The 26,436-nt window shown below is 58.5% G+C and carries 16 protein-coding genes; 9 read left to right on the plus strand and 7 right to left on the minus strand.

Translation table 11 applies throughout. From position 1 onward, the window contains the following. Positions 1-65 precede the first annotated feature (65 nt). On the minus strand, positions 66-3,710 hold the full coding sequence (locus J4G14_00930) for a hydantoinase B/oxoprolinase family protein (GenBank protein MCE2456365.1): 3,645 nt from the start codon (positions 3,708-3,710) through the stop codon (positions 66-68). A gap of 267 nt (positions 3,711-3,977) precedes the next feature. Here J4G14_00930 and typA point away from each other — a divergent pair, with 267 nt between their 5' ends. The 5 genes from typA (at position 3,978) to J4G14_00955 (ending at position 12,140) form a co-directional block, all read left to right on the plus strand. Beyond that, the gene (gene typA, locus J4G14_00935; GenBank protein ID MCE2456366.1) at positions 3,978-5,837 is read left to right on the plus strand and encodes a translational GTPase TypA; all 1,860 of its coding nucleotides are present in this window, start codon (positions 3,978-3,980) and stop codon (positions 5,835-5,837) included. A gap of 287 nt (positions 5,838-6,124) precedes the next feature. Beyond that, entirely contained in the window at positions 6,125-7,726 is a 1,602-nt protein-coding gene (gene groL, locus J4G14_00940; GenBank protein MCE2456367.1) for a chaperonin GroEL, read from the plus strand. A gap of 133 nt (positions 7,727-7,859) precedes the next feature. Next, positions 7,860-8,864, plus strand: a complete 1,005-nt coding sequence (locus tag J4G14_00945) for an ATP-binding cassette domain-containing protein (GenBank protein MCE2456368.1) — start codon at positions 7,860-7,862, stop codon at positions 8,862-8,864. Between the two features lie 4 nt (positions 8,865-8,868). Beyond that, a complete protein-coding gene (locus J4G14_00950) occupies positions 8,869-11,190 on the plus strand; it encodes a Gldg family protein (GenBank protein MCE2456369.1) in 2,322 nt (773 codons plus the stop codon). After that, a complete protein-coding gene (locus J4G14_00955) occupies positions 11,187-12,140 on the plus strand; it encodes a DUF4340 domain-containing protein (GenBank protein ID MCE2456370.1) in 954 nt (317 codons plus the stop codon). Before J4G14_00950 ends, J4G14_00955 begins: the two co-directional genes overlap by 4 nt. Positions 12,141-12,158: 18 nt before the next feature. On the opposite strand, the gene J4G14_00960 is transcribed toward J4G14_00955, so the two are convergent. After that, the gene (locus J4G14_00960; protein MCE2456371.1) at positions 12,159-12,824 is read right to left on the minus strand and encodes a glycerol-3-phosphate acyltransferase; all 666 of its coding nucleotides are present in this window, start codon (positions 12,822-12,824) and stop codon (positions 12,159-12,161) included. A 94-nt stretch (positions 12,825-12,918) separates the two neighbouring features. On the opposite strand from J4G14_00960, the gene J4G14_00965 reads away from it, so the two are divergent. After that, complete coding sequence (locus tag J4G14_00965) at positions 12,919-13,935, plus strand: hypothetical protein (protein ID MCE2456372.1); 1,017 nt, start codon at positions 12,919-12,921, stop codon at positions 13,933-13,935. Positions 13,936-13,967: 32 nt separating this feature from the next. Here the strand turns inward: J4G14_00965 and J4G14_00970 are convergent, their stop codons facing one another. Both J4G14_00970 and J4G14_00975 read right to left on the minus strand, forming a co-directional pair. Beyond that, positions 13,968-15,074: an acetamidase/formamidase family protein gene (locus tag J4G14_00970; GenBank protein ID MCE2456373.1), complete on the minus strand. Its 1,107-nt coding sequence runs from the start codon at positions 15,072-15,074 to the stop codon at positions 13,968-13,970. Between the two features lie 21 nt (positions 15,075-15,095). Continuing rightward, on the minus strand, positions 15,096-15,860 hold the full coding sequence (locus J4G14_00975; protein MCE2456374.1) for an NAD(P)-dependent oxidoreductase: 765 nt from the start codon (positions 15,858-15,860) through the stop codon (positions 15,096-15,098). 314 nt (positions 15,861-16,174) lie between these two features. Here J4G14_00975 and J4G14_00980 point away from each other — a divergent pair, with 314 nt between their 5' ends. Continuing rightward, complete coding sequence (locus J4G14_00980) at positions 16,175-17,599, plus strand: sigma-70 family RNA polymerase sigma factor (protein MCE2456375.1); 1,425 nt, start codon at positions 16,175-16,177, stop codon at positions 17,597-17,599. On the opposite strand, the gene J4G14_00985 is transcribed toward J4G14_00980, so the two are convergent. Next, on the minus strand, positions 17,596-18,291 hold the full coding sequence (locus J4G14_00985; protein ID MCE2456376.1) for a PIG-L family deacetylase: 696 nt from the start codon (positions 18,289-18,291) through the stop codon (positions 17,596-17,598). The genes J4G14_00980 and J4G14_00985 overlap by 4 nt on opposite strands. A 125-nt stretch (positions 18,292-18,416) precedes the next feature. Between J4G14_00985 and J4G14_00990 the strand changes: the two genes are divergently transcribed. Both J4G14_00990 and J4G14_00995 read left to right on the plus strand, forming a co-directional pair. Continuing rightward, positions 18,417-20,891 carry a hypothetical protein gene (locus tag J4G14_00990; GenBank protein ID MCE2456377.1) on the plus strand — a complete coding sequence of 825 codons (2,475 nt, stop codon included), beginning with the start codon at positions 18,417-18,419 and terminating at the stop codon, positions 20,889-20,891. A gap of 3 nt (positions 20,892-20,894) precedes the next feature. Beyond that, positions 20,895-22,424: an amidohydrolase family protein gene (locus J4G14_00995; protein MCE2456378.1), complete on the plus strand. Its 1,530-nt coding sequence runs from the start codon at positions 20,895-20,897 to the stop codon at positions 22,422-22,424. Here the strand turns inward: J4G14_00995 and J4G14_01000 are convergent. Together J4G14_01000 and J4G14_01005 are read right to left on the minus strand one after the other, a co-directional pair. Further along, positions 22,421-23,599: an MFS transporter gene (locus tag J4G14_01000; protein MCE2456379.1), complete on the minus strand. Its 1,179-nt coding sequence runs from the start codon at positions 23,597-23,599 to the stop codon at positions 22,421-22,423. The genes J4G14_00995 and J4G14_01000 overlap by 4 nt on opposite strands. Positions 23,600-23,694: 95 nt before the next feature. Further along, complete coding sequence (locus J4G14_01005) at positions 23,695-26,370, minus strand: valine--tRNA ligase (GenBank protein MCE2456380.1); 2,676 nt, start codon at positions 26,368-26,370, stop codon at positions 23,695-23,697. Positions 26,371-26,436 lie beyond the last annotated feature (66 nt).

A 26,436-nucleotide genomic window follows, 5' to 3' on the forward strand; every position in this document is an offset into this window, starting at 1 on the left:
GACAGTCGGAGCGATTGTATGAACGGCTCCCCAGTGTGTCAATCTGATGGTCGAGTCAGGAACTATCAGACGTAGCCGTTCTTCGCGTCCCAGGCTGCGGTCTCGGAAGACCGCTGGGCGGGGTCACCATATCCCCCACCGCCGGATGACAGGGCGACGATGCGGTCGCCAGGCCTCACAACCACGCCCGTCTGCTTGGTCGGTAGAACAGTTTCCGTCCCATTAGAGACGATGGAGTACCTGTGAGGAAGCCCTGGTTCGCCGCCAAGAACACCGAACGGAGGCACAACAGCGCCGTCCCCTGCGGTGTTCAGCGAAGCGTCCCCTTCACCCTCGTAGACGATTTCGCAGACGGCCCCCAGGCCACCTCTCCACTCGCCCTCACCTGCGGAGCCGGGCCTGAGCTCGTGGTTCACTACGAACAGGGGGAAGCGCTCCTCGGTAACCTCAACGCTGTTGGCGCGAATGCCGCCGGCAACGTTCACCTCACCTACGCAGCTCCAGCCGTCGTGTCCCTGCGACGCTCCACCTCCGCCCCTCGCCATGAAGAAGTGCCACAGGAACGACTCGCCGGTCCTCGGATCGATCCCAGTGATTGCGTACCTCAGACGACGGGAGAAGCCGGCGTTCACTGCCTCTGGGACCGCCTGAGAGAGGGCCTTGAAGATCGCTTCGACAATCTCCTCGGCACAGTGGTTGGTGCTCATGCAAACAGGGGCGGGAGCGTTGGCATTGACTATCAGACCCTTGGGCGCGATGACCTCGAGGGGGCCCATGGAACCCTCGTTCTTGGGCACGTCATACGGGGCCACGTACATGATGGCGGCGTGAGCTAGGGACCTGGTATTCGCGTATGCGCTGTTGATGAATCCAGTAACCTGGGACGCGGACTCGCTCAGATCAATGGTCATCGTGTCGCCAGCGATGGTGATCGCGGCCCTAATCGGGATGAGTTCCGAGTCGAATCCATCGTCATCAACGAGCGATTCGCCGTAGTAGACGCCGTCAGGCCACTCGGAGATGAAGCTCCTCACTTGCGCCTCCGTCGCCTCCAAAATCCCGTCCACTATGCGAGTGAGGTTGTCGACACCGTAGTGATCGACAAGTTCTCGTATCCGGCGCTCGGCGGTCAGTACCGATCCAATCTGGGCATTGAGGTCGCCAAGAAAGTTCTTCGGGGTCCTGACATTTGCCGCCATCATCTGCAGCAGGTCGTCACGAGGGACGTCACGGTCATATATCCTGAGCGGCGGAATGCGCAGACCTTCGTGGAAGATCTCGCTCGCGGACGGATTGTAGCCCCCGTGGGTGCCTCCACCGACATCTGTGTGGTGCGCCCTGTTGACGGTCATGAACACAAGGTCGCCGTCGACGAACACTGGCCTGATCACGGTCAGGTCCGGCAGATGTGAGCCTCCGAAGTACGGATCGTTCAGGAGGAACACGTCACCGGGGGCAATGTCGTCTCCGAAGTAGTCCAACACGGCACGCCCGGCAACCGGGAGCGCGCTCATGTGTACGGGGATGCCCTCCCCCTGCGCGACCATTCTGCTTTGACTGTCGAGGATGGCCGTCGAAAAGTCCCTGCTCGCGTTCAGGATCTGCGAGAGAGCCGTGCGGAGCATCACGTCCATCATCTCGATCGCGATGGACTCCAGCCGGTTTCCAACCACGGACAGGGTGACGGAGTCTGCCGCCGTATCTTCAGGAGCCTGTGTGTCAATCTGGACGTCGATGTGCATGACGCCGCGCGAGTCGAGTCTCGCAGAGCACCCCTCACCAACTACCACTGTGTTGTAGTCGGTGTTGATCACTGATGGGCCTTGAGTCGCCGGGTGGGAAGAACTCGGCTCGTTTGCCGTGGCTTCTGTTGAGTCTGAGTCCAAACCTGAGCCCGCCGGAAGTCTCCCGACCGCGCTTGCCCGCAGGGTAACGATCCTGATGTCCTGTTCCTGCTGACGATACGCGTAGAGACGCTCGAACCGGATGTGCATGTTCTCCGCCCAGCGAAGCCGCAACTCCTCATCGGGTAAGTTCAAGTCTGGAACCTCGACCGTCACCTCGTAAATCTGGTCGAGGTAGCGCATGTCAGCCGAAAAGGTCACGGTAATGTCGGAATCAGTGGCACCGGCTGAAAGAAGCCGATTACGGCCGGCCTGGTCCAGGTCGTTGAATGCAGATCGCAGGCTATCGAGATCCACAGTACTGAGGCTCGATGGATGGGAGAAAGCAAGATCGTACTTCAGGTCTGACGCCATCATTCCGAACGCGGAGAGCACCGGGCCGGCAGGCGGAATCAGGGCGCGGCTGATGCCGATCTCCCTCGCTACCCTTGTAGTCACAAGCCCTGCGGCGCCACCAAATCCCATCAGGGCAAACTCGCGGGGATCGAGGCCACGACTCACAGAAGCCAGGCGGATTCCCTCCGCGATCGAGCTGGACACGACCCTGAGTATGCCCTCCGCGGCAGACTCGACGTCCAGTCCAAGGGGTTCAGCGACCTGGCTGCATATCGCCTCGATCGCCAGCTCTTCGTCAAGCTGAACGGCTCCTCCAAGGAACTTGTCGGTGTTGAGCAACCCAAGAACAAGGGCAGCGTCCGTTACCGTGGGTTGAGTTCCGCCCTTCCCATAGCAAGCGGGACCCGGGTCTGCGCCTGCGCTGGTAGGACCGACACGCAGCACTCCGCCTTCATCGACGCGGGCAATACTCCCGCCGCCTGCACCGAGGGTGTGTATGTCGACTGTGGGAACGGCAATCTTCCAGCCCGCTTCGAATTTCTCGCCCGTCACATGTGGCGTGCCATCCTCTATCAGAGTAATGTCAGTGCTCGTGCCGCCCATGTCGAGGGCAATAACGCGCTCTTCTCCCAACTGCCGGGCCACGTGTGCTGCTCCGGCTGCCCCTCCCGCAGGGCCGGAGAGTATCGACCTCACGGCCTGCTCAGAGCTGTCCGATACCGGCGCGATTCCACCGTTGGACTGGATAACGAAGACGGGCACAGTCCCGCCGGCTTCAGTTATTCGACCCTCGAGCCGCCGGAGGTAACTGGCCAGTGACGGGCCGACATACGCGTTCAGCGTTGTCGTCGAAAGACGGTCGAACTCCTTGATCTGGGGAAGGATGACGTGAGACGAGGATACGTAGGCGTCGGGCATCATCTCTCTGACTATTCGCTCTGCCTCTCTTTCGTGGTCGGGGTTCAGGAACGAGAAGAGGAAGCAGATCGCGACCGAGTCTACGCCCTCCGACTGGAGATATTCGACCTGGCGTTTCAGCTCCTCTACGTCAAGCTCACGCCTTACCATCCCGCTGGAATCCACACGCTCGGGCACTCCTACCCTCAGGTACCTCGGAGCGAGCGGTTCGACCTGGTCCATTCGCAGGTTGTACCTGTCCTCCTTCAGCCCTTCGCGTATCTCAAGCAGGTCGCGAAACCCTTCCGTCGTGATCAGGCCTACCCTGGCTCCCTTTCTCTCGACCAACGTATTCGTTGCCACAGTAGTCCCGTGAATCAGCACCTCCGCGCCGCCAAGCAGGTCTTCCGACGTAACCTCCATTGCCGCTGCAAGTCCCTCAATACCGTTGACGACGCCAAGTGATGGGTCGTCAGGCGTCGTTGGGGTCTTGAACACGGCTGGAGCCGAGTCCCCCACACGCATCGCGACCAGGTCTGTGAAGGTTCCGCCGACGTCAACACCAATTCTCAACAATCTGTCCTTTCGATCAAGAGCGATGACCACTGGCCATTCAGTTCGAGGCGGTGCGTAGAATACTACAACTGACTGCGATTCAGCAGATGGACAACTGGTCAGGACTGCCAAGAGGCGGCCAGAGGGCCACATGCTGAGAGACCAGGTCTGGACTGAATCTCATCCGGGGCCAGACTGGGACGTAGTGTAGCGGCCTCATCAGCCTCATGGGGCGTTCAATTCTACCTGGCACGTGGCCTGCCGTTCGCGGAATACTCTAAGATGATGGCTGAGGTAGTGAATTTGAACGACTATTGGAACAACGACATCCGCAACTTGGCCATCGTAGCCCACGTTGACCACGGTAAGACCACCCTGGTGGACGAACTGTTGAAACAGGGCCAGGTATTCGCTGCTCACCAACAGGTGGGAGCCCTGATCATGGACACCAACCCCCTCGAGCGGGAGCGCGGCATCACCATCCTGGCCAAGAACGCCTCCGTCTCCTACCGGGGAACAAGGATCAACATCATCGATACGCCGGGCCACGCCGATTTTGGTGGCGAGGTGGAGCGCGTCATGAACATGGCAGACGGCTGTTTGTTACTTGTAGACGCCGTCGACGGCCCCATGCCGCAGACCACTTACGTACTGCGCCAGGCACTACAGCAGAACGTAAACCCAATGGTGGTTGTAAATAAGATTGACCGACCCGATGCCAGGGTGGCTGAGGTAGTAGAGATGGTCCAGGACCTGTTCCTGGACGTGGCCACGGATGCAGCGCAGCTTGATTTTCCTGTTGTATACGCATCTGCCCGCGACGGTTACGCCACATTGGATTTGGGTGAACCCGCATCGAATATGGGACCACTCTTTGAGGCCATTCTGGATTCCGTGCCGCCACCAAAGGGAAACCCTGACGCCCCTCTGCAAATGCTTGTTGCGGCACTTGACTACGACAACTACCTGGGACAGATTGCCATCGGCCGCGTCACCAACGGCACACTCAGACAGCGGGACGAAGTGGCCCTGCTCAGCAGTAGCGCCGAGCCCACGCACCACCTCATCGAGCGCATCTTTGTATTCCAGGGGATGGAACGCGTCGAGGTCGAAGAGGCTCATGCCGGAAACATTGTGGCAATCTCCGGTCCTGAGGGAATGTCTATTGGTGACACCATTGCTTCTCTCGAAGACCCGATGGCTCTACCCGCAATTGACATTAACGAGCCGACAGTGCGAATGACGTTCGGTGTCAATACCTCCCCCTTCATGGGCAAGGAGGGGGACTACTGCACTTCCCGCAATCTCCACGAACGGTTGACAAGGGAGCTGCGCACGAATGTCAGCCTGAGAGTAGAGACGACGGACAGCCCGGACGTTTTCGTGGTTGCGGGGCGCGGCGAGCTGCACCTGTCCATCCTGGTTGAGACCATGCGCCGTGAACAGTTCGAATTCCAGGTTTCCCGCCCTGTGCCTATCACCAAGGTGATCGAAGGCAAGGTGCACGAACCCTATGAAGTCCTGAACGTCACTACCCGCGAAGAGTATGTGGGCACGCTGACGGAATACCTGTCGGCGCACCTGGGCCAGCTTCGGGATATGCGGTACGGTGAGGACGGTTACGTGTACCTGGAGTACAAGGTTCCCACCCGGGGGCTCATCGGATTCAACGCCTTCTTTCTACGCACCACCCGTGGCGATGGTGTCAAGAGCAGTGTCTTCTCGTCGTATGAACCGATGGAGGGTGAAATCCAGTCCCGGCGCGGTGGCGCACTCGTGGCGTCCGAGGGCGGAGTAGCTGTCACCTATGGGCTGCTCAACGCCCAAGGTAGGGGCGATACGTTCATCGACCCCGGCACCAGGGTCTACTCCGGCATGATTGTAGGCTCCCAGCGCCGCGAGGGAGACATCGACATCAACGTCTGCAAGGAAAAGAAGCTGACCAACATCCGCTCGTCGACGGCCGACGTTGCAAAGCGCCTGAAGGCCACTACGACCATGAGCCTCGAGGAAGCGCTGGCGTTCATCTCCGATGACGAACTCGTGGAGGTCACTCCGCAGAACCTGCGGCTACGCAAGATGTCTCTTTCCGCAGTTGACCGCAAACGGCAGCGCCGCGTGGTCGCCCGTGCGCGGACAGAGTAGAAGTCCTCGGGGAATCGGCGCGTAATAAGTGAAGTGGTGGGGAAGGGGAGACTCGAACTCCCACGCCTTTCGGCACATGATCCTAAATCATGCTCGTCTACCAATTCCGACACTCCGGAATTATAGTTGCCGCGTCGCTCGCGTGTCGAACGATTACCGTGTATTCGACACCTCGAAAATGCTAAAATACTATCGGCGGAAACGCATGGCGTTGAGGTTGCTCTCGAGCGCAGCGAGTGTCCTGAAGTGACCGCCACATGAGTAAATCAAATAGAGGTGAGGGATAGATGGCGAAACAGTTTCAGTTTGATTCTGACGCCCGGCAGCAGCTGATGTCGGGCATCGACACGTTGGCAGCAACAGTCGGTGTCACGCTAGGTCCGGCCGGACGAAATGTCGTGCTGGATCAGGAATTCGGGCCTCCACAAGTCTGCAGCGACGGTGTGACTATCGCGAAGGAAATCGAGCTAGTGGAGCCGTTCCCCAACATGGGCGTCCAGCTCGTCAAAGAGGCATCCAGCAAGACAAACGACGATGTCGGAGACGGCACTACGTCATCGACCGTAGTTGCGCAGGCGATGATCAGGAACGGTTTCCGGGTGCTGACTGCCGGCGCGAACCCACTCGCGCTCAAGCGTGGCATCGAGCTTGCGGTCAACGGCGCCAGAGACGAGATTCGCGCGATGGCACGGCCTGTCGAAGGCAAAGAGCAGATCGAACAGATCGCCGTGCTCTCTGCCCACGATACGGAGATGGGCGTGCTGATTGCCGACGTTCTCGACAAGGTTGGCCCGCACGGCATCGTGACGGTGGAGGAGTCCAAGGGACTCAGCTACGAGGTGGACTTCGTAGAGGGAATGCAGGTCGATCGCGGCTATCTCTCGCCATACCTCGTCACCAATCAGGAGAGGATGATCGCGGAGATCGAGAACCCATACATCCTGGTAACTTCCGCCAAGATTTCGGCAGTGGGCGAGCTGCTTCCTGTCCTGGAGCAGGTGTCACAGGTGTCCAGGGACATCGTGCTGATCGCCGAAGACGTCGACGGTGAGGCGCTTGCGACCCTGGTGGTCAACAAACTGCGGGGGACGCTAAATTGCCTGGCAATCAAGGCCCCAGCCTTTGGAGACAGGCGCAAGGCGATCCTCGAAGACATGGCGATCCTCTTCGGATGCCAGGTCATCAGCGAGGACGTGGGCAGGTCGCTTGACTCCGTCACAGTAGCCGATCTCGGAAGGTGCGGTCGTGTGATCTCCGACAAGGACAACACCACGTTCGTGAACGGCGGCGGCGAACAGGATGCGATTCAGGCCCGAATCAGTCAGATTCACTCGCAGGCTGAAGACACTACATCAGATTATGATCGCGAGAAGCTCGAAGAGCGCGCGGCAAAGCTCTCCGGAGGGGTATCCGTCCTCAGGGTCGGCGCTTCGACCGAGATAGAACTCCGTGAAAAGAAGCAGAGGCTCGAAGACGCGTTGTCTGCAAGTCGTGCCGCAATGGAAGAGGGAATTGTTCCAGGTGGCGGAACAGCACTTCTGAGAGCAGTCCAGAAGGCCGCCGCCAAGATTGAGGCTGAAGGCGATGAGATGTCCGGCGTGAACCTCGTGCTTAGAGCCTCCGAGGAACCCATCAAAGTCATTTCGGCCAACTCCGGCCTGAGCGGCGAGGTGGTTCTCCACCGTGTTTCCGCACAGGAGGGCGACTACGGTTTCGACGCTGAGACCGAGCAGTATGGCAGCATGTTCGAGTTGGGCATCGTCGATCCGGCAAAGGTCACACGGGCGGTCCTGGAGAACGCGGCGAGCGTCGCCGGCATGGTGCTCACAACGGAGTCGCTGATCACGGAATTGAATCCGATGAAACTGCCCGCCCCGTACGATGATTAGAAGATGGTAATAAGTGACCGTCTAATCTTGTGCACTCTGTGAGAATCGGCTGGCGATGGCGGTCCTGTAAAGGCCCAGCCATCGCCAGACTCTAGACAGCGGACCAGTCTGCATCGCTACAGGGCAACATCGAATGACTGACCAGATAGAAGAGGTCTCAACCGCCGAGCAGCCTTCGGATCCAGACGCCACGATACAGGTGAAGGGTGTTACGAAGAGGTTTGGCTCCCATGTTGCAGTCGACAACCTCTCGTTCGATGTAAAGCGCGGCGAGATCGTTGGATTCCTTGGCCCAAACGGCTCAGGCAAAACGACGACCATGCGAATGCTGACGTCGTTCTACACGCCTGACCTGGGGTCCATATCCATCAATGGTACAGACACTCAGGAGAGCGATCTCGTCACACGAGGGTCCATCGGGTACCTGCCAGAGAACAATCCTCTCTATGAAGACATGCTGGTGGCAGAGTACCTCGCCTTCGTTGCCGAGCTACGCGGCCTGAACGGCGCCGAACGCAAGTCCAACATGGACCTGACCGTCGAAGAGACTGGCATCCAGGAAGTCTTCTACCGGCCAATCCATGAGCTTTCAAAGGGTTACCACCAGAGGGTGGGCCTCGCCCAGGCCATTCTTCACAGGCCATCGATTCTGGTCCTCGACGAACCGACCGAGGGCCTCGATCCCAACCAGCGAATTACCATTCGGGACCTGATTAGACATCTCGGCGGCGAGCGAACCGTCTTGCTGAGTACGCATGTCATGCAGGAGGTCGAGAACACCTGCGAGCGCGTCCTAGTGATCAGGAGAGGCAAGCTGGTGGCCAACAGCCCGGTCCAGGACCTTCTGCACCAGACACTCGAGCTTAGGACCGTTCATCTCGAGGTGGACGGCAACAACGTCGAGGCCGGACTCGCAGAGATTGACGGAATCACGTCTGTCGAGAGCATGGGCATCGAAGCCGGTCGGAAGCGCTACAGGCTCTCTGTGTCGGCAGAGGGGGACCCCAGGGGCGACATATTCACGCTTGCCAAGTCAAGAGACTGGACCTTGTGGGAACTGCATGAGGAACGGCCCAGGTTGGAAGACGTGTTCCATCACTTGACCGCTGAAGGCGAGCGGACGGGAGACGAGTCCTAGACACATGCGCTCACCACTGTTCGCACTGGTCAAGAAGGACGTCAAGAGCTACTTCGATCAGCCAACCGCGTACATTCTGATCGTCCCGTTTGTTGCGGTTCTGGCCTATGTGTTCTTCAGCCAGGCACTTTTGACGGCCGAGGCTTCACTCAGGCCGATGTTTACGGTTGACTTCCAGATTGACAGCCCTTCCCTGCCCTGGCTGCTTGCGATATTCGTCCCCGCTGCCACCATGAGGCTACTGGCTGAGGAGAACCGCGACGGGACACTGGAGCTCCTGCTGACGCATCCTGTCAGGGGATGGATCGTTCTACTGTCGAAGTTCCTTGCAGGTTTCATCTTCGTAGCGTTCGCCATACTGGCTACATTGGGCATACCCATCGCTGTAACCACGGCTGGAAATCTCGACATCGGCGCAGCAGTGGGACAGTACGTCAGCAGCCTCTTCCTGGCTGCCGCATTCGTCTCCATCGGGCTGTTCACGTCCAGTCTGACCCGCAACCAGATCGTGGCGTTCATCCTGGGTCTCTCGCTCACGATGATGCTGATGATCATGGGTCTGGACATTGTCGCTGTGACTCTGCCGCCCCGACTGGCATCGCTGCTGCAGGACCTGAGCCCGGTGACTCACTTTTCGAGCATAGCGAGGGGGGTCATTCACCTGCGGGACGTGCTCTACTTCGCTGCGCTGATCTCGACCTTCCTGAGCGCGACCTTCCTGGTCATCAGAGGCCGAACGCTCAGCCACTCGTCGGCCCAGTACCGAAACCTGCAACTGGGTACGGTTGGACTCATCGTAGTTAGCCTCCTGGTTGGATGGTCTGGCAACTCAATTGGCGGGCGAATTGACCTTACACAGGACCAGTTGTTCACCCTTAGCCCTGCCACAGCAGACATTCTCGACGGCCTTGATGACATCCTGACGCTGGAGCTCTTCGAGTCCAGGGAACCTCCCGTGCAGGTGGCTATAACTGCCCGTGACGTTGGAGACTTCCTGGAGGACTTCGCGGCAGGATCGGGCGGGGACGTAAAGCTCGTTCGGCGATTCCCTGCGGACGATGAAGACGAGGCTCGAAAGGCACAGCTGGCAGGCATTCCGCCAGTCCAGTTCAACGTTCAGAGCCAGGGTGAACTCCAGATAAAGACAGGTTACCTCGGACTTGCGATGACCTACGTCGACAAGCGGCAGGTCATCCCCTACATCACTAATTTCGATGGCTTCGAGTACCAGCTGGCATCCATTGCCAACCGGATGCTTCAGGAAGACAAGAAGACTGTGGCATTCCTCACCGGTCACGGAGAGGCTGGTCCGTCAGTTGGATACAACACCTTCGCGGGACTGCTACTCGACTCATATCGAGTCAGGGAAGTCGACGCCACAGAGGACCCGAATATAGACCTGTCGGACGTGGACGTACTAATAATCGGCGGCCCGACCAGTTCCATTCGCGACGAGACGGCCGACGCCATCAGGCAGTACCTGCTCGGCGGCGGCAAGGCTATGATCATGGTGAACTCTGTCGTCATCGACCAGAGTCGCCTGATTGCCAACCAGAACCGCAACAGCTTCTCATATCTGCCCGAGGAGTTCGGCGTGATCGTCGAAGACGATCTCGTATTCGATCTACAATCGAATGAGACCTTGTCGTTCAACACTGGTGTCGGCAGCGTATTTCTGCCCTACCCGTACTGGATGCGCGTACCGGTAATTGATAGAAAAGTTGCGGGAAACGTGGGCTCAGTGCTGCTGCCGTGGGCCAGTTCCGTAGGAATTACAGAGTCTGGGCGGGGCCGCATCGAGGTTGTACCGTTGCTAGAGACGACGGAGTTTGCGGCAATCGACTTCAACTACGGAGACGTCCGGCCAAACTCCCCGGTATTCGAGGATGTAACCCAAGGCAACTTCATCCAGGCGCTGATGGGAGCCGCGGTCATTCAAAGGAATGTTCCTGCCGGTCAGGAAGCGTTCAGGCTTATTGTCTTCGGCGATTCGGAATGGCTGGCAGACAGCGTTCTACCAAGGTCACAGGAGAACATCGCGCTGGGACTAAACCTCGTAGACTGGCTGGCTCAGGAAGATACACTAGCTGCCGTTCGCTCGAAAATAGTCACTTCACGTGACCTCCTATTCACTTCCACCACTCACAAGAACATTGCCCAGTGGGCAAATGTTGCCGGTGTCCCGCTGCTTATTGTTGTGGTCGGGCTTTTCAGTTCAATCAGAAGGCGGAGGTTCGGCTTCACCTTGTACGGCCAGGCCAGGACCGGGGGATTCAGACTCGGTCGCAGACGCCGAGGTGACCAGGGTCAGGAGGACGACGAATGAAGAGCAGGCAGCTCGGCTTCGTCCTAATGGCGCTGATCGCAGTCGGCGTGGCGGGCCTGATCTTCCGGGTATTCTCTGCCGGATCGGACGAGATAATCCTGGAGGGACTGGTCCAGGTCTCGCGGGAGGCCAGCGATCGCGTATTGATTAACGATGCAGAGAAGCAGACGGAGTTGGTAAGACTAGGCGACGCTGAGCAGGCGACGTGGTTCGTCGACGACCAGGCCGTGTTTCAGCCGAGGCTTGAGCAGTTCTGGCAGGCGGTTGACGACCTGTACGATGCTCAGCTTGTATCCATAAATCCTGTTAATCACCCTCCCCTGGGTGTCGTTGACGGTGAGTCAATCGAAGTGTCGTTCTTCATAGGGGGAAGGTCACTGCAGGAGAAGTTCCTGGTCGGCGAGTGGCAACCCGACGTGCGTCTTTGTTACGTCAGGAGGGCTGGGCACGAGGAGACCTACGGAGTCCCTTGTCCTGGGGGCAACATCTTCGAACCCGACCCGGACAGGTGGAAGAACCCGGTGGTGGCCTCGATACCTCCTAACGAGATTCTGGAGATCCAGTTCACCTACCCCGACGAGGCCTTCATACTTCGTCCCGACGATGAAGGCGAGTGGTACGCCCATGGAACTGGCGGTTCCGAAGACCCGATCAGCCCATTAGCCCTGAATTCCATCATAGGCACTCTCCAACTGGTTGTAGCCTCAGGGTTTGCCGAAGAAGAAGAGGCGGACAAGCTCAACTTCGCCGTCCCGGATGCGATGGTTCGTGTCATAACACACGAGGATGCCTCTACTCCGTCGACCCGGCTCAGGTTCCTGCGACGCGACGATCTGAGCTCGTACCTGTCGATCCCCACAACGGGAACGGTATACATAGTCGACAACCAAGCGGTCGGTGGGCTGCTCCTTCGTTTGGAGCAGATGATAGAAGCTCAGGACGGAGGCTAAGAGCGTACCGGGAAGCAGCTACCCGAGCTCTGGGTTGTCTGCCAGGTCAGCGCCTGCTAATTCGTCTGACAGCCGCCGCCGCCTGGCATGACCAACCAGCGCATGTCCGAACACGACCAGCGCCAGCATTCCCATCGCCAGGGCGGTATCAAGGTCATTGACTCGAGTCTGAGTGAACAGCAGTATGATCACTGCGTATCCGGCGATAATGCAGAACAGTGACGAGTATGGGAGCTTCTGCCCTCCAAGTGCCACAGCCACAGCCACGAGAACAGCGATGATGCTCTCGTAGTAGCCCTGGTATATGGGGAATACAGCCAGGGTAATGCCACCGAGAGTGACAAGTCCGTCTCCACCCCTGAAGCCGGTAAAGATCGAGTTCCAGTGACCAACTATAGCCGCAGCGGCAGGAACGACGATCCAGATACCGTCCACGCCGAGGGCCTGGGCAATAAGAATCGCAAGAATACCCTTGGCAGCATCGCCAAGGACAACCAGGCTTGCGGGAATCATCCCGACGCTTCTGCGGACGTTTGTGGCCCCAGCCAGACCTGTGCCTGAACTGAAGACATTTACTCCCCGCCTCTTGCTTAAACGATCCGCCAGTGGCAATGCACCAATGATGTATGCGATAACAGCCGCTAGTAGCAGGTTGAGAATCTCAGGTGCATCATACGGGAGCATATAGAATCGTCCACTCTATTTTCGTTTGTGAAATGATTGTATCACCCGTCATGATTTCTGAACATGTCTGTACTTTGGTGTGAATTCCGTTCAAATGAATGACAAGGACAAGAGCCCACATCGTGACCTGGAACGATTCCAACTCGGGGGTCTCCTGGGCGAGGGTGCAGACATGCAGGTGTTTGCGGCGACCGATGTCGAGTCGGGGCTGCCATGCGTGGTAAAGCGCCCCCACCCTTCCCTCATTTCTCGGAACATCCACGACGATGTGGAACGACGGATGTCCCTCCAGGCCGAACTGAGGTCAGAAGGGGGTGTATGGGCTGGTCTGCCCGGACTGCTGACGGTTACCGCCCCGGACGCATTCGGCTGGTACTTCGGGGACGATCTCGGCAACTCATACGCGGTGCAGGTTGAAGAACGCGCGGTAGGGATACCGCTCCTTGGCAGCGTTGCAGATCAGGTAAGGGGACATCCAGTCGGGCTGCCACTCAACCTGTTCATCCTGCACCCTTCGACCATGCACATCGAAAGATGCATCGAGAACCCGACGCTGACGGTACTGAGAATCATCGAACAGTGCCTGGAACTGGGTTTACTTGCGGGCGACCTGGGACCCAGAAACCTGTTCTACTCTCCTGGGACCGGCCGGGCTACCGTGATCGATCTCGGGGCGCTCAGGAGGCCAGAGCCTAAGAGCGCTCGTTCGCCAGAGTTCGACCTCAATAACATTCTATTCGAGTTCTTTCAGTTCTACACCACACCGGCTGAACATCCCACATCGTCAGATGATTACACCCGGGTGAGTGAGCATAGACTCGTTGGGTCACTGGAGAGAATGGTTCAGTCGATGGTTGAGAAGTACTCAGGTCTGACGAATTCCCAGCAGAGAGATTCTGCCCAGACCATATTGACTGGTCTGGCAGAACGCCGTTATCAATCGGTCGGGGAATTCCGTACCGATTTTGAAGTGTACCTGGAGGAAGCTGTACGGGAGCCCCCCAGTGAGTACGTCAATGGCGCCTGGTCAACGGCCGTGGAGCGCCTGCGTGAACCCTACTGGACCAAGTACCTCTTCCACGCTGACTCTGAACTTGCTAACTACACCTGAACAGCCGAGCGACCCAGCGTTGCATCCTGCCCCTACACGAATATGTCCTCGGGAAGGAACGCTGAGACCGTGACGTTCGGCAGATCGACGATGTTGCTTATCTTCAGATCAACGGCCACTGAGCAGATTACGTAAGCCTGCTCGCGCGTGTATCCACGCTCCCCAAGAAGGTCGATCATATTCAGCAGCGCGCCTTTAGCCGCGAGAGTAACGTCCTCGTCCTCCTGGGTGCCGTCTTCTCGAATTGGGTAGCCGACGGTTGCGGTGAAGTTCCCTGGTATGGCGAACTGTGGCGGCAGGAAATAGCCCGGGTGGGAAAACCGTGGCATGGTAATCCCTCGACTTGCAGCAGCCCCCTTATGGACTGTAAACCGGACCGATACGGTGGCCCCCATTTCGATAGCGGTGATGCACACCTCTCCGTCGCCCTGAGCGAAGTGTCCATCGCCCACGGAGAAGAGTCCACCTTCGACGGCGACCGGTATGTACAGCCTTGACCCACGTGTGAGCTGCTTGACGTCCATGTTGCCGGCGTTTTCGCGCGGTGGCCCAGTCCTCAGTCCCTCTTCCGCAATCTGCCCCCCCGGTACAGCATCCTGAGCATCTGGGGGCGGGACATTGCCTCCCCTCTCTAGCAGGTCTGCTTCCCTGGCGGTCCATGCCGCAAGCTGCTCGTGGGAGGGAGCCAGCCCTGCGGTCCCCATAAATGACCCGTCTGGTATACGTACGCCGGGGACCTGCTCAGACGTGGCGTAACCATGTTCGATGTCCCAGTGTGCAATAAACGGTTCAGTGAAGACGTCCCTGAGAAACCCGGCTCCAGGGCGGAAGCGTGTGAAGCCATAGGGCTGCGGAAAGATATCGACGTACTCGATCTCAAGCAGGTCGCCAGGTTCAGCCCCATTCACGTAGATCGGCCCGGTAAGCGGGTGGCTAACCTTCTGGTCCATGGCTTCCAGGTCCTCGACGACCGTAGAGCGTGTCATCTGACCATCACTCGCGTCCCGGGTGTCGATTACGATGTTCTCGTTCTCTCCGACCTCGATTATCGGCGGCACGTCCGGGTGCCAGCGATTGTGGCCGGTCTCCGGCTGCTCCTTGAGCCTCTTGTTCCTGTCGATTCTGATGAACTGAGTCAAGGTGAGTGTCTCCTGGTTGTTTTAACCGGTGAAGAGCCTGTCGTCCGCTGTGTCCTGCGGCTCCCAACCGAGTACTTCCTTCGGATGTGAGAGGTCTCGGTAGTTCCAGCGGTTGTTTGATACCGCGAAGAATGTGTCGCACTTCAGGTCCTCTGGGGCATCGATGCACGCCTTGAGGTGGGTGGCGACGTCCCTGTGGCTCAGATAGATCGCATTCTCGCGGATTGTCCTGGGACGGTTCTCACTTGTGACTGAACCTATCCTCACGCATATCATGCTCATGCCATAGTCATCGGAGAAGTGCCTGGCGAGGGCCTCGCCCCAGATTTTAGCGGCGCCATAGAGCGCCTCGGGCCTGACGTCGAGATGAGTGAGCTTTCTGAAGTCTGAAGGCACCTTATCGTATTCACCGGCAGCTATGTGAGAGTACGGGGGAACGAACTCGAACCCTCTGATAGCATTCCCACTGGAGGCGAAGATCACCCTTTTGACCCCTGCCCTGCGAGACGCCTCAAAGACGTTGTACGTACCAACTACGTTGCCGGCATGTTGTCCTTCCCAGTCCTGTGAACCGAGATATGCAGCCAGGTGGACGACGACTTCCTGACCTTCGAACGCCGGCTGGATGGCATCGAGGTCAGATATGTCAGCCTGCACACTCCGGATGCCATCGACCGGACGCCGATTCAGTGCAGTCAGCTCGTAACCTCCTGACTCAGTCAGGTGGTCCTTGAGCAGCCCTCCAATCAGACCGCTCATTCCGGTTATCAGCACTCTCCTGGACATTGGTTTCCTCCATTCTGCCCGCGACTGACACCGCGAACAGCGCGAGTTCGTTCATATAGTGGTATACTAGTAGTTCGCTTGGAAGGCGAACAGGCTTGCGACAGTTAACTAGCCGACCCTGCGGATGTCAAGTCAGGCACAGACATTGCGAACGGGGGCGCCGCTGGTAACGGTACTGTTGGCGTCCATTCAGATCGGGCGCGTCATAACTCCTGGCAAGGTAGGCAGGTATACGTAAGCGTGAAAGTCATTGAACGGTATATATCGGTCTGATATGGTCTGCTGAGAGGCAGTCGATGGCTCAGAGTGAGAACATGGTTGAACGACAGGATAGCCTGATAAGAACGGAATCCGACTCCAACGAAGAGTGGTCTCTGCTCGGCACAAATCGCCGCAGGAGGTCCAACGAGGGCTCAATGGACCTGCTCAAGGCCTATGAGCGCGAGCTCGGCGATGAGCCTACTGACACGGTCAGGGAGTACCTGAGGTCGATCGGACAGCACGCACTGCTGACCGCCCCAGAAGAGCTGGAGCTAGGCCTCGATGTCGAGCGTTGGATGCTGCTCAAGGAGACGCGGAAGCAAATGACCGCTGAGCTCGAGCGTGAACCTACGACGATAGAAGTCGCAGCGACGCTCATTGCGGCGACCGTCAGGGAGCTGCTCCTGCTCAGGACTCTCGGGGGCGAAACTGGTTTGGAACTTCCCAACGAGGCTCCGATCAGCGTGCTGCTCGGGGACCCGGACGTTCGGGAGGTCCTTGACAAGCCTCCTACAGACACGCTCAAGGAACTCCTTGCAGGGGTAAGCGGCGACACCCCGGACGAGTCGGGCCCGCGCCTTGCCGCGCTCTCACGAACCTCGAGTCTTATTCCTCCTGACGTATTCCAGGTCGTTGAACGGACACTCGGAGCGGAACTCTACGCCGACCTGCTGGACGTTGCTGCAGTTGAAACGTCGATAGAGGGGCGCGACCGTCGTATCGAACAGTGGTGGGCGCTGATTACGGACAGAGGGCAGTCGGCCTCAGAGCGTCTGACCAACTCCAATTTGAGGTTGGTCGTAAGTGTGGCACGCCGTTACCTGCGCCGCGGACTGCCCCTGCTTGATCTAGTCCAGGAGGGCAACCTCGGCCTGATGAGGGCCGTGGAGAAGTATGACCCTCACCGGGGATTCAAGTTCAGTACATACGCGACCTGGTGGATACGCCAGGCGGTCACAAGAGCTCTCGCCGACCAGGGTCGAACGATCAGGCTACCTGTGCACGTCGTCGAACGTCTACAGCAGCTCAACACCGCAGAGCGGCACCTGATGCGCGACAGGGATAGAGATCCGACCACGGAAGAGCTTGCCGCCGAGTTGGAGTGGACTCCCGAACAGGTCGAGACCTTGATGCGTCAGCGACAGCACACGATATCGCTCGGGACACCCGTGGGTGAAGAGGAGTCCACCCTTGAGGACTTCATCCAGGACACGAGCGGCCGCACGCCTGACGAAGTCGCAATGCGGCTGCTGACGCGCGAGGACGTCATCGAGGCCCTGGACGACATTCCGCCCAGACTCAGAATGGTACTCGCTCTGAGGTTCGGCTTCATCGACGACCGACCGCGTACGCTGGAAGAGGTAGGCCGCGAGCTTGGAGTAACCCGCGAGCGCGTACGCCAGCTGGAAAAGCAGGCGCTGACGCTACTGCGCAGCTCGGGGAAGCTTCCCAAGATCGAAGAGATGGAGCCAGACTAGCGCCAGAGGGATATCCTCTTGAAGGACTCTGCTAGTCCCCCTCCTATGGCCTTTCCTGTCTCTGCCGCACGCTCCCTGGATCGCTCGGAAGCCACCTCTTTGGGCCGTGACATCTGGCTCACGTGGCAGTACAGCGAGTCCATCTTCTTTTCGAACGTGTCCGTTATGTCGATGAAAATGTCGGGATCTTCGGACCTGAAGAGCCACACTTCCTGCACGTTGAACGGCTCCAGGCCTTCATCAAGCAGGTCAGGGAATGCAAGGTGGTCCCGGGCATACGGGAAGACTGCGTCCAGCGTTACCCTGCCCGTCATGTAGTGGTCACGGTGGCGGATGTAGGGGCGGTTTGGGTCGATGGTCACGACCAGATCGGGCCGGTGCTTTCTGATCTGCCTGACCAGGGCTTTCCTGAACTCCACGCAATCTTCGAGGTTCTGGTCCGGAAAGCGCAGGAACGCCACCTCCGCAAGGTTCAGCAACTTAGCTGAGTCGAGCTGTTCCTTCTCCCTGGTCTTCGCGAGCGCCGCTGGGTCGATGGATCTGTCACTCGTCCCCTTGTCGCCGTTAGTGCAGACGACCAGCACGACTCTTTTGCCCTCTGAGGTCCACTTTGCAATTGTGCCCCCTGCCCCGCCTTCAGCGTCGTCAGGATGAGGCGTGACTACTAGTATGGTCTGTTGGTTATCGGACATCGTTTCTGCTAGACTCCTGCGCCGACGTGCGGCGTGCTGTATCCTATCGAGGATCGGGACCGGCCCCGAGCCAGAAGGGTCCGGCCACAATCAACCTATTCAGGTAAGTCAGACTCTCAGACCCAATGGCAGATATTACCACACCAGAGCAGTTCCTTGGCTTCAAAGTAGGTGCTGACCGTTCTCTTGCAGGCTGGCCGCAAATAGTTAAGTATTTGCGACTCATCGAAGGTCAGACTGATCGGTTAAGAGTCACCGAAATCGGCCGCTCGACCGAAGACCACCCCTTTCTGCTGTGCACGGTTAGCTCGCCCGAAAACCTCAGTCGACTGGAGGATTACAGACAGTGCCAGCAGACCCTGTCGGACCCCCGCGCGCTGGACGATAGCGAGGCTCCCGACGCCATTGAAAAAGCTCGTGCTGTGGTTACGATTACCTGCAGCATTCACGCGACAGAGGTTGGCGCTACACAGATGTCGCTGGAGCTGGCTTACCTTCTGGCATCCTCAGATGAACCACGGGTGCGTTCGATTCTGGACAATGTGATCCTGCTCCTGGCCCCAAGCCTGAATCCCGATGGATTGATACGTGTCAAGGACTGGTACGACGCCTCAGTAGGAACACACTTCGAGGGCACGATCCCCCCTTACCTGTACCACAAGTACACCGGCCACGATAACAACCGCGACTGGTTCATGTTTACTCAGCGTGAAACCAGGCTCGTTGTGGACCACATTCACAACGCGTGGCGACCACACATAACGTACGACATTCACCAGACCCGCTCGGAAGGAATGCGCATGATCCTTCCGCCTCTTGTCGATCCTGTGGGCCCTAATGTCGATCCGGTCCTGCAGAGTGAGCTTTCCGTGCTTGGAACGCACATGGCCGCCCAGCTTACGGCTGAGGGCAAGTCTGGTGTGGCAGTGAACGTCGTGTACGACTCGTACAGTCCCAGCCGTTCATATCCTCACTACCACGGGGGCGTGCGTGTACTGTCAGAGGCGGCCAGCGTGCGGATCGCCACACCTATCGAGCTTCCCAAGTCTGCGCTAAGCGCCGATAGGGGCGAGCAGCCACGAGTCCGTTCCTGGAACCACCCCATGCCGTGGTCCGGTGGCAGATGGACTCTCAGGGACATCGTGGAGTACGACCTGTCGGCGTCTATGGCATGTCTGGACCATGCCGCCAGAAACAGGGAGTGGTGGGTCAAAAACTCGTATGAAGTCTTGAAGCGGGCCTCCGAACACAATGGCAGACCTTACGCCCACGTCATCCCTGTGAGTCAGCATGACGGGAGCGCGGCCGACGAGTTGATTGACATTCTTCGCTCTGCAGACGTGGACGTCCTGGAATCGATCGAGAGCGCAGAGTGCGACGATCTGACCATTAAACAGGGCGACCGGCTCGTCATGGTCGGACAGCCCTATGGCTCATTCGCCCAGACTATGCTGGAACGACAGCGGTACCCGGACATCAGGCAGTACCCCGGTGGGCCACCCAAGCGACCCTACGACGCCACTGCGCACAGTCTGCCTCTCAAGATGGGCGTGACGTGTCATGAGTTACAGCAGCCTATAGAACTGAAGACAAGACCCGTCTCCTATGGCTCCAGCAGTTTCTCAAGGAACGGGCACTCAATGGACCCGGCCGCTCCCGCTTACGCGATAGGCCCTGAGTCCAACGCTGCCTCCACCCTGGTCAACAGGCTGCTGTTCGGACAGCGTGCCGTGTTCAGGGCAATGTCCCACCTCGAATGTGATGGTGTCACTCTGAAGCCGGGTACATGGGTTGTCCCCTCTTCAGAGGCACTTCAGGAGGCGCTCGGTCACTGCTCCAGGAACATTGCCGTGGAAGCCCTCTGGCACAGACCATCTGAGGGCCTGAGGCTGATGAGGCCACCGAGGATTGGACTGTACGCCAGCTACGTGCCCTGCATTGAAGAGGGATGGACGCGGTTTGTATTCGACGAGTACGGGTTCAAGTACACGTCACTGGTGGATCACGATGTTCGGGAGGAGCGGCTGGATACCCGGTTCGACTGCATAGTCGTTCCTCACCAACTGGTGCGCCAACTCTATCGCGGATTCAGCCGAGCCCACTACTCGTCAAAGTTCTCAGGTGGGTTGGGTGATCGCGGGGTGGCGGCGCTCAGGCAGTTTGTAGAGCGCGGTGGAACTATCGTCGCATGGGACGATTCAGCGCGCTTTCTGTCGCGCCGGCTGGAACTGCCGGTGTCCAATCCGCTTGCAAGGCTGACCCACTCGGAGTTCTTTGCACCCGGTAGCCTGCTTAGCATTGAGGTCGATACGGACCACCCGCTCGGATTCGGAATGCCGGACCGTGCCGCGGCCCTGTTCATGAATGGCCCTGGCTATCGCGTGGACAAGGGAACGGTAGTAGCAAAGTTTTCCCCTGAGTCAACACTGTTGAGTGGGTGGCTGATAGGAGAGAAGCGCATCGGCGGTCTGTCGGCGCTGGCCTCTATCCCTCTTGGCCTTGGGAAAGTGATCCTGTTCGGATTCAGACCGCACTTCAGGGCGCAGGCCAGGGGCACGTACAAGTTCCTCTTCAATTCCATTTATCACTCTGTGAGGTGACTCGTGGCAGTAACACTGGTTAGAGGTCGCCACGTCGTGTGCCGGGTCACTGGAAGAAGCACTGCCGAGACAGTGGACTATGGCGCTGTCGCAGTAGATAACGGGGCGGTCGTCGAGGTTGGGCCATTCGACGATCTACGCGGAAAGTACCCTGACGCTGAGGTTCTAGGGTCGAATCGACAGGCCGTTATACCCGGACTGATAAACGCCCATCACCACGTTGGCCTGACGCCGTTCCAACTGGGAGTGCTGGACGAACCGCTCGAGCGTTGGATTATAGCCAGGTGGGCAATCCGAGACGTCGATCCCTACCTCGATACGCTATGGTGCGCTATCCAGATGATAGAGTCCGGCATTACAACGGTCCAGCACAACCACATGGCGGCCAGACTCCCTCCAGGAGTCGAACTTTACGACGCCGCCTCAGAGATCCTCAACGGATACGAGGACAGCGGCATGAGGGTCGCCTTCTCACTATCGACCCGAGATCAGAACCACCTCGTGTACGAGGACGACGCGCGGTTTCTGTCCACGCTGCCGTCAGAGCTGGCAGAGCGAGCGCGGGCGCAGATTGCGGCGCGCCCAGTCGAGCTCGAAGAGTACCTGTCGGGGTGCGGTGAGTTGCACGCGAGGAGGCAAGGGCCCAGAACAAACATCTTCGTAAGTCCGCACAACGTCCACTGGTGCTCGGACGAGATGCTAGTCGCGATCAGCGACTTCGCGAGAAGGCACCAGACCGGGTTCCACATACACCTCCACGAGACCATATACCAGAGAATGTACGGCAGTCGTCATTGGAACGGTACCCCGCTATCTCACCTATCGGAACTTGGTGTACTTGGACCGGAAGTGTCCTGCGCTCATGGCGTCTGGCTGTCTGAGTCCGACATAGACGTACTCTCAGAGACGAATACGGCAATCTGCACCAACCCCAGCTCCAATCTCAGGCTCAAAAGCGGTATCGCACCAGTCAACCGGCTCCTCGAGAGTGAGGTCATGGTTGCCCTGGGCATCGATGAAGCCGGCATGAACGACGATAACGACATCCTCCAGGAAATGCGGATCGCGCAGAAGATCCATAGAGAACCGGGAGTCGACGCCCCCTACCCCACATCACATGAAATCCTGGAACTCGCCACGACAAACGGGGCCAAGGTGACGTTCTTTGACGATGTCGGGACAATCGAGCCCGGCAAGCGTGCCGACCTCGTTGTGCTGAACCTCGACCGGATCGAAGACCCATACTTGCATCCCGACACTGACATCGTCGATGCAATCCTGTACAGGGGCAAGGGACTCGACGTGGATACAGTCATGGTGGATGGAGAGGTCCTGTTGAGGAGCGGAGAGTTCGTCAAGGTGGACAAGTCTGAGGTCCGAGCCAGGCTACAGGAATCGCTGGCGAGAGAACTGACTGACAGAGAGATTGGACGCACGGCGTTATCCAAGGACCTGCTGCCGTACGTGAACAGGTGGTTCTCAGCCTGGGAGATCGAAGAGGGCCCGCAGCACTACACGTACAACCTTCTCTAGCCAGCCTGCTCTTCCGGCGCCCTGACTTTTCGGAACATCGCGTACAGCGCGCCATTGTAGCCAAGCTTAATTACGCTGCCGACGATTATCGGGATTCCAAGCGCCGTCGTACTGGCGACAAACCCCGCGATGGCCGGCGTTATCGTCTGGGCCAGGGTCCTGCCCAGATTCGTCATTCCAGCCGTCGCCGTGCGGGCCTCGGGGGGAACTATCGCCATCGAGTAGGACTGCCGTGTCGGAATATCCATGTCGTTGATGAGTTCGCGGGCCATGAAGAACACCACGGCCAGTAGCGGATTTCCCGTCAGTGCCATGAAGATCATCATCGAGTTGGCAAGGCCCTGGGACGCCGCCATGGTCAGTATCAAACCTATTCGCCTTGCGGTGGGGGCAGCCAGGAGGATCGATACGGAGTTTAGTAACTGACCGATGAAGAAGATGCCCGCAATCGTCTCCGCTCCCATGTCGAACCTGTTGGCAAAAAAGTAAGACATGAAGCTGTAGACCATGAAGCCTCCGCCCAGCGAATCAAGGCTGAACAGGAGGGATAGCTGGATCATAATCGTCCTGGCACTCCGAGACATTTTCTGAGGCTCTTCGGCACCATCGCCTCCGGCTCGCGGAGGCTCCGCCTGCGGGCTCAGCATCCAGTACACAGCCAGTCCACAGAAGGCCGAGACCGCGTACACGAAGAACATCAGCTTGTAGGAAGCCACTTCATCGATCCCAAACAGGAACTGAAGTCCTGCGGGGATCGCAATCATCAGCGAACCTACCGCCTTAGTGAGCCTCCCAGCAAGGTTGTACATGCTGAAGACCAGCGTGCGCTGATCGGGTCGCCCCGACTGCGCCAGTATCGCCATGTCGATCGACAGAAAGGCAGTCCGGTCCCCGCCCGTCGAAGTCGTCATTGCAATCAGCGAGATGGCAATCAGAAGCGCGGTCTGCTCGGTCAGGGGAAACAGCACACCGCCTATTCCCATCAGCGCGGCCATGACGATCAACATGCGCCGCCGACCGATGGCGTCACCTCGCCAACTCGCTACGACGTTGGAAAGCGTTCCGCCAGCCATGATGGCGCTAAAGACCAACCCAGCCTGGACAGGAGTGAATTCCAGGAGGTCCAGGTAGACGCCCAGAAATACGCTGAGAAAACCGTAACCCAGCGAACGCACCGCGGCGGCGGCAATTACTACCTTGCCGTCGCGGTCAACAGTGGGAAAGGCCGAACGAAGGATTTCGGTTAACCCTGCACGTCTAGCGCCGTCGCCTATGCAGACAGGCGATCAAGAATCTCAACAAGGCGTTCGATTCGCGCCTCGGTGCTGAACAGCCTGTCGCGTTCCCTATCGACGACTTCTTCGGGGGCGCGATTGACGAAGTTCTCGTTCTGCAGGTTCTTGGACACCCTGACCTGGTACTTGCGGAGGTCCGCGAGTTCGCTCTTGAGGCGTTCCGTCTCTTCATCGAGGTCCACCAGGCCCTCCAGAGAGACGGCCAGAGTGCCCGCGTTGAGCACCTGCACGGCCTGATCCGCAGAGCCCTGCTCGGTAGTCTCTGAAGGAGTAACTTCAAGTGCGATCCTGGCCTGGGACTCGATAAACCCCATGGCGTCCTGGAACACCGAAGAAGTCCCGTTGGCGACCGCGAGCTGCGCCGTTAGCTGCTGGTTGTTCTCTATACGGAACTCTGCCCTGAGATTGCGGGCTGCCCGGACAATCTCGACGACAGACCCGACCTCACCCTCGGCCTCTGCGTCATACCGTGACGGATCAGCCTGTGGGTACGGAGCGAGCATGGCCGCTTCGGGCGGGTCTTCCACTTCTGGTAGAACTGCTGTCAGCCTACTCCAGATTTCCTCGGTAGCAAACGGTAGGAACGGGTGCAGCAGCCTGAGGGTACGCTCAAGCACGTGCGCTAAAACAGGCAACGGAGACTGACCATCTCCGGTCCTCAGCCTGATCTTGGACATCTCTATGTACCAGTCGCAATACTCGTTCCAGAGGAAGTCGTGAACGACTCTCTGCGCTTCCCCGAACTGGTAGGCTCTCATGTGTGAGTCGACTTGATCGGCTACGCGATTGAGCCTGCTGACGATCCAGCGGTCTTCTCGATGTTCGAGACTGCCAGGCTCCTGCCAATCTCCCAGACCCGTCGCGCCTTCTAGATTGGCGATCACGAACCGAGCGGCGTTCCACAACTTGTTCACGAAGTTTCGGCTGGCTTCCAGCCTCTGCTCGTTCATCCTCATGTCGTTGCCCGCGGTAGTTCCAGTGGTGAGGGCGAACCTGACGGCATCCGCCCCGTAGATGTCCACAAGCTCGAGAGGGTCGACCACGTTCCCCTTGGTCTTGCTCATCTTCACGCCTTCGGGGTCGCGAACGAGGCCGTGCAGATAGACCGTGTGGAACGGCGATTCACCCGTGTTCTCTATTGCCATGAAGATCATCCTGGCAACCCAGAAGAACAGGATGTCGTGACCTGTCTCCATGACGGACGTCGGGTAGAAGTAGTCGAAGTCGTCAGTGTCGCCGGGCCATCCCAGCGTCGAATGTGTCCACAGCCCTGAGCTGAACCAGGTGTCGAGCACATCAGGGTCGCGCTCCAGTTGGGTACTACCGCACTCAGGGCAACTCGTGGGGTCCTCCATCTCGACGATCTGGCACCCCTTCTCGCAGTACCACACAGGTATGCGGTGGCCCCACCAGAGTTGGCGGCTGATCGGCCAATCCCTGATGTTGTCCATCCAGTTGAGATACACCTTTGTGAAGCGCTCGGGAACGATGCTGATTTCGCCGTCCACGACTGCGGCGCGGGCGGGCTCGGCAAGAGGTCCCATCCTGACGTACCACTGGTCTGTGACAATCGGCTCGACGACCTCGTCGCAGCGGTCGCAGTGACCCACGGCATGGCTGAAGTCCTCTATTCCTTGGAGAATGCCTTCCTCTTCAAGACGGGCAACAACACCTGTACGCGCCTCGTCAACAGTAAGTCCCGCGAACTCACCTGCATTCTCATTGAGCGTGCCGTCCAGGTTCAGGATGTTTACGGTATCGATGTTGTGCCGCTCGCCAATTTCGTAGTCCGTCGGATCGTGGCCCGGCGTAACCTTGAGCGCCCCGGTACCAAATCCCAGCTCCACCGCTTCGTCAGCAATGACTGGGATCGAACGTCCCATAATGGGCAGCTTCACGCTCTTACCGATGAATTGGGAATATCGTTCGTCATCAGGATTGACGGCTACAGCCGTGTCGCCAAGCATCGTCTCAGGCCTCGTGGTCGCGATCGTCAGATGACCGGAGCCGTCCTCCAGCGGATAGCGGATGTGGTACAGCCCCGACTTCTCATCCTGGTGCTTGACCTCCAGGTCGGAAAGAGCAGTTCGGCACCTCGGACACCAATTCGTGATGCGTGTTCCCTTGTAGATGAGGCCCTTCCTGTAGAGGTTGACGAACGTCGTCCTCACGGCCAGCGCGGGGCCAGCATCCAGTGTGAACGCCTTGCGACTCCAGTCACAGGAAGCGCCGAGTCGCTCAGTTTGACGGTAGATTCGGTCACCGTAGTCGTCAACCCAGGACCACACTCGCTCAATGAACCCGTCCCGTCCCAGGTCGTGCCGGCTAAGACCGTCGGATGCAAGCTGACGCTCCACGACGACCTGCGTTGCTATACCAGCATGGTCGGAACCTGGCAGGTACAGAGCGGGCTCGCCAAGCATTCTGTGCCACCTGACCATCAGGTCTTCGACGGCAATGGTCAGGGCGTGCCCCATGTGGAGCTCACCGGTAACGTTGGGCGGCGGCATGATTACAACGAATGGCTTCTTCGAGTGGTCGATCTCCGGCCTGAAGAACCCGCTCTCGTTCCAGAACTTGTAGATCGGACCTTCAACGGAGCCCGGATCGTAAGCTCTCGGCATCTCGCCTTTGGAAGCCGCCCTCGCCATACCACTCCTCCTAGTTTCAAATAGATGGTTCATTCTAGGTTCGGCCAAAATTCGGCGTCAAACGAC

The sequence above is a fragment of the Dehalococcoidia bacterium genome (assembly GCA_021295915.1).
In the GTDB taxonomy this organism is placed as follows: Bacteria; Chloroflexota; Dehalococcoidia; order Lucifugimonadales; family UBA1123; genus VXRN01.